Below are 4,200 nucleotides of genomic sequence, written 5' to 3'. Positions count from 1 at the left end.
TCCGCGGGAGCGCTCAGGTTCGGGCAATGACCGGTCGCCCGCAGGCGGACCAGGGTGCTGCCCGCAATTTGGCGGTGGACGTAGTCGCCCACAGCGGGCGGGGCGATCACGTCTTCGATGCATTGGAGGATGAGCGTGGGCAGGGTCACCTTCGGCAGGTCCGCCCGATTGTCGCCCAGGAAGGTGGTGCGGGCAAACCCGCGGGCGATGAGGGGATCCATCCGGCAGAAGCTTTCCTCCAGTTCCCCGGCTAGCTCGGGCCGATCGGCGTTGCCCATGATCACGTTCAGTAGGTTATTGAAATCGTGCGCGATACCACCCGTCAGTTGCCCGAGCGCTTCCATTTTTTGCGCCTGCACGAGCACCGCCTGGACCTTTGCGCGTTCGTTGATTTCCTTCATGAGCCGGTCGTTCGCCGACGCCAGTTCCTGCGTCCGCTCGGCGATCCGGCTTTCTAGGGTGTCGTTAAGACGCTCGACCACGAGTTGGCTTGCGAGGATCTTTTCGTTGACCGCGTGCCGGTCGGTGACATCGAGCGATACACCGATGATTCTCGTCGTCACCGCGCCGGTCGTGCTATTAACAGAGCGCATTGGATGGCCGCGTGACTCGACCCAATGTATCGATCCGTCCGGCCACATCGCCCGATATTCCACCGAGAGATTCGTGTTCTCTTCGATGCAGCGTTCGAGCGCCCTGTGACGCATCTCGCGGTCTTCAGGATGAATTGCTTCCACGAGCTGCGCGTAATCCACAGTCGGCGCCTTGAGCCCGAAGATCTTGCGAAACGCCTCGGTTGAGCGCAGCGCGCCAGTCTCGACATCGAGTTCCCACGATCCCAGCCGTCCGGCCGCGAGCGCCAGATGCAACCGCTCCTGCGATTCAACGCGCTCGACAAGCTGACGCCGCGCCTCGTACTGCCTCATCCGCGCGCGCAACGAAGACGCCACCGCGCGCCGCAAAGTTTCGGCATGCAGCGGCCGTTCGAGCACAATCACGTTGCCGAGCTTTTCGAGCAATTCGAGCGCGTGCTTTGGACGCCGTTCCATGCGTTTCGTGGCGAGCAGGATGAGTGGGAAATCGGACCAGGTCGGCTGCTGTTCGAGCCAGTGGAAAAACTGCGGCATGTCGTCGTCGGTGAGGGCTTCTTCAGCAATCAACGCCGTGCCCGCGCTTGCGCGCAGTTCGGCATTTAGCATTGCTGCGTCGGTGCACACCAGACATTTGCGGCCGTCGCGGCTCAGGACTTCACCGATGACGTCGGCATCTCGGCCGCGGGGGGCAAGGATCAGGACTCGGTTCTCCACAGCTACGCGTCCTTACGACCAACACGCCCGAGGATTTCGGTGTCGCCACGATACGACGGCAGTCCGGCCAGCACGCCATCGAAATCGCGCAGCGCTTCGCTCACTTCTATCCCTCCGCGAGCCAGCCGGAATTGCCGGATCGTGCGCTCGTGCGCGCTGCCACGGCTCTTGACAGCCGCAAGCGCGGTCAGGACTTCGCCCTGATGCTCGAAATAGCGGAACAGGATCATCGTATCGCTGAGATAGCTGATATCGATATCCGTCTCCACCTCGCCCACGATTCCATGCTGCCCGAGCACGAGCATGGTCACCACGCCGCGCTGGTTCAGGTAGCCGAGCAGTTCATGCATCTGCAACAACAGATAACGCTCGCCAGGCATCGCCTGAAGGTACGCATTCAAACTGTCGATGGCCACATAACGCACGCCCTCCTCTTCCACGGCGTCACGCACATCGCTTGTGAACTGTCCTGGCGACATTTCCGCTGGATCGATCTGGCGCAAGGTTAACTGGCCGCTTTCAAGGAACGGCGAGAGGTCCATGCCGAGCGCCTTGGAACGCAGCAAGAGCGTGCGGAGGGTTTCATCGAAAAGGTAGTACATGCAGCGCTCGCCGCGCTTTAACGCCGCCATCAGGCAGCACACCACGGTGGTCGTTTTCCCCACGCCCGATGGCCCGATCAGCAACGTGTTTGTGCCAGGAATGAGGCCGCCGCCGAGCAACGCGTCGAGGCCCTCCGATCCCGTGCTCAACGGCGTGCTGGAAAATTCCGCGTGATGCTCGGCCGCGACCAGCCGCGGATACACATCGATACCGCCCGTCTCCAGCGTGAAATCGTGGAACCCCTCGCGAAACTTGAGGCCCCGCATCTTCGCCACACGCAGCCTGCGGCGCGCGCCGCCGTAATCGTGTACGAGCTGATCCAGGCTGACCACGCCATGCGCGATGCTGTGAAGCTGAAGGTCGCTTGGGTCGGAGGTGTTGTCGTCGAGCAGGAGGACCGTGCAGTCGCGCGTTGCGAAGTAGCGCTTCAGCGCGAGGATTTGCCGGCGGTATCGAAGCGGATTTTGCGAGAGCAGCCGCAATTCCGACAAGCTGTCCAGCACGATCCGGGCAGGCTTGATCGCCTCGACCTGATGCATCACGTTCTTGACGGTCTCACCAAGCTCCACTTCCGCGGGATGCAGGACCGACTGTTCGTACTCGGGGTCCAGCCCTTCGTCCGAAAGCAGCTCGACAATGGAAATGGCGTCGACTTCCCAGCCGTGGGCATCGGCTACGGCGAGCAGTTCCGAGCGCGTCTCGGACAGCGTGATGTAAAGCCCGGCCTCGCCCACCTCTGCGCCCTTGAGTAAAAATTGCAGCGCCAAGGTGGTTTTGCCCGCCCCCGGTGACCCCTCCACCAGATAGACGCGGTTAGGCGTCAGGCCTCCGCCCAGTATATTGTCGAGTCCGTCAACGCCGGTCGACATACGTGGCGTAGCAGGCACCGGCTGGCGTTTATTTCTCATAATATTAATCGTCGATATGCACGCTTTCGCAATACCGCAAGGCAGGAGCAAGGAACAGGCCCACCTCCGGCGGACGCTTAACGCAAAAAAGCCCTCTATGCAGAGGGCTTTTCAGTTCGGACGCGGCGTGAATTTTTAGACCCCATGCCGTTCCGAACGGTTATTGCTGACGAATCAAGTAGCTTGTGAAAGCTCAGGCACCGAAATTCTTCGATGCAAATTCCCAGTTCGCGATATTCCAGAATGCTTCGATGAACTTCGGACGTGCATTACGATAGTCGATGTAATACGCGTGTTCCCAGACGTCGATGGTCAGGAGCGCTTTCGCGTCCGTGGTCAGCGGCGTAGCGGCATTGCTGGTCGAGACGATATCGAGCGAGCCATCCGGCTTCTTCACGAGCCACGTCCAGCCCGAACCGAACGTGCCGGTTGCGACCTTCGCGAACTCTTCCTTGAACTTGTCGAACGAGCCGTACTTGGCGTTGATCGCGTCGGCGAGCGCGCCGGCCGGAGCACCGCCACCCTTGGGCGACAGGCTGTTCCAGAAGAACGTGTGGTTCCAGACCTGGGCTGCGTTGTTGAACACGCCGCCCGATGCCTTCTTGACGATTTCTTCGAGCGGCAGGTTTTCGAATTCGGTACCCGGAATCAGCTTGTTCAGGTTCGTCACATAGGTTTGATGATGCTTGCCATAGTGATACTCAAGCGTTTCTTCCGACATGTTCGGAGCAAGCGCGTTCTTTTCGAACGGCAACGGCGGGAGGGTATGTTCCATGGTGCGAGCTTCCTTCTATGTTGAATTATTGGGGGACGTGAGGAGTGAAGCAATGGAGCACTCGATTGTAGGCGAGTTGGGATAACCCCGCAAATTGCGGGTTTTTATGAGCATGATCGATTACGAAGCCATGGCAGCCGCGTAAAAAACGCTCCTGCAGACACGCTAGCCCGTCAAAACTACGGGCCTTTGGAGCCATGATCCGCAGCCGCTTTCCAACGCGTGCATGGAGCGTGCCGGGCTCAGAATTCGTCGGATAAACGGGGTTGTACATCGGCGAGCAAGACATCCGCCGCGCCTTCTGCGAGATGCACGGTCAGCGGCCGCTTCGGCTTCAGCGCATTCGGTGAACGCACCGCGCGCCCCGTTTGCGTATCGATCAACGCGGCGTAGCCACGCTCGAGCGTGCGTTGCGGACTCAGCACCTGCAATCTCGCCGATAACTCCGACACCCGCGCCGCCGCACGTTCGTGCCTGCGGCCTTGCGAGTCGCCCAGGCGCTGCGCGAGCCGCATCAGATGTTCACGCTCGGCGGCGAGATCGGGACGCCAGCGTTGCCAGCGCATGTGCACGAGCGCGAAGCGTGCGCGGGCATCACGCACCGGAC

The 4,200-nt window shown here is 60.8% G+C and carries 3 protein-coding genes and 1 pseudogene (1 of these 4 cut by a window edge); all 4 read right to left on the bottom strand.

Translation table 11 applies throughout. The features are described 5' to 3' along the window. A partial coding sequence (locus tag ACFFAR_RS22840; protein WP_375508520.1) for a PAS domain-containing protein occupies positions 1-1,307 on the bottom strand: 1,307 nt, incomplete at its 3' end. Positions 1,308-1,309: 2 nt separating this feature from the next. Further along, positions 1,310-2,818, bottom strand: coding sequence for an ATPase domain-containing protein (locus tag ACFFAR_RS22835; RefSeq protein ID WP_375508519.1), 1,509 nt, complete (start codon positions 2,816-2,818; stop codon positions 1,310-1,312). Between the two features lie 193 nt (positions 2,819-3,011). After that, a complete protein-coding gene (sodB, locus tag ACFFAR_RS22830) occupies positions 3,012-3,593 on the bottom strand; it encodes a superoxide dismutase [Fe] (RefSeq protein WP_062000201.1) in 582 nt (193 codons plus the stop codon). A gap of 242 nt (positions 3,594-3,835) precedes the next feature. Further along, positions 3,836-4,200: pseudogene (gene xseA / locus ACFFAR_RS22825) on the bottom strand (exodeoxyribonuclease VII large subunit) (it continues 1,017 nt past the right edge of the window).

The organism is uncultured Caballeronia sp. (assembly GCF_964243625.1).
Taxonomy (GTDB): Bacteria; Pseudomonadota; Gammaproteobacteria; order Burkholderiales; family Burkholderiaceae; genus Caballeronia.
This window is presented reverse-complemented; position numbering and strand designations above follow the sequence as displayed.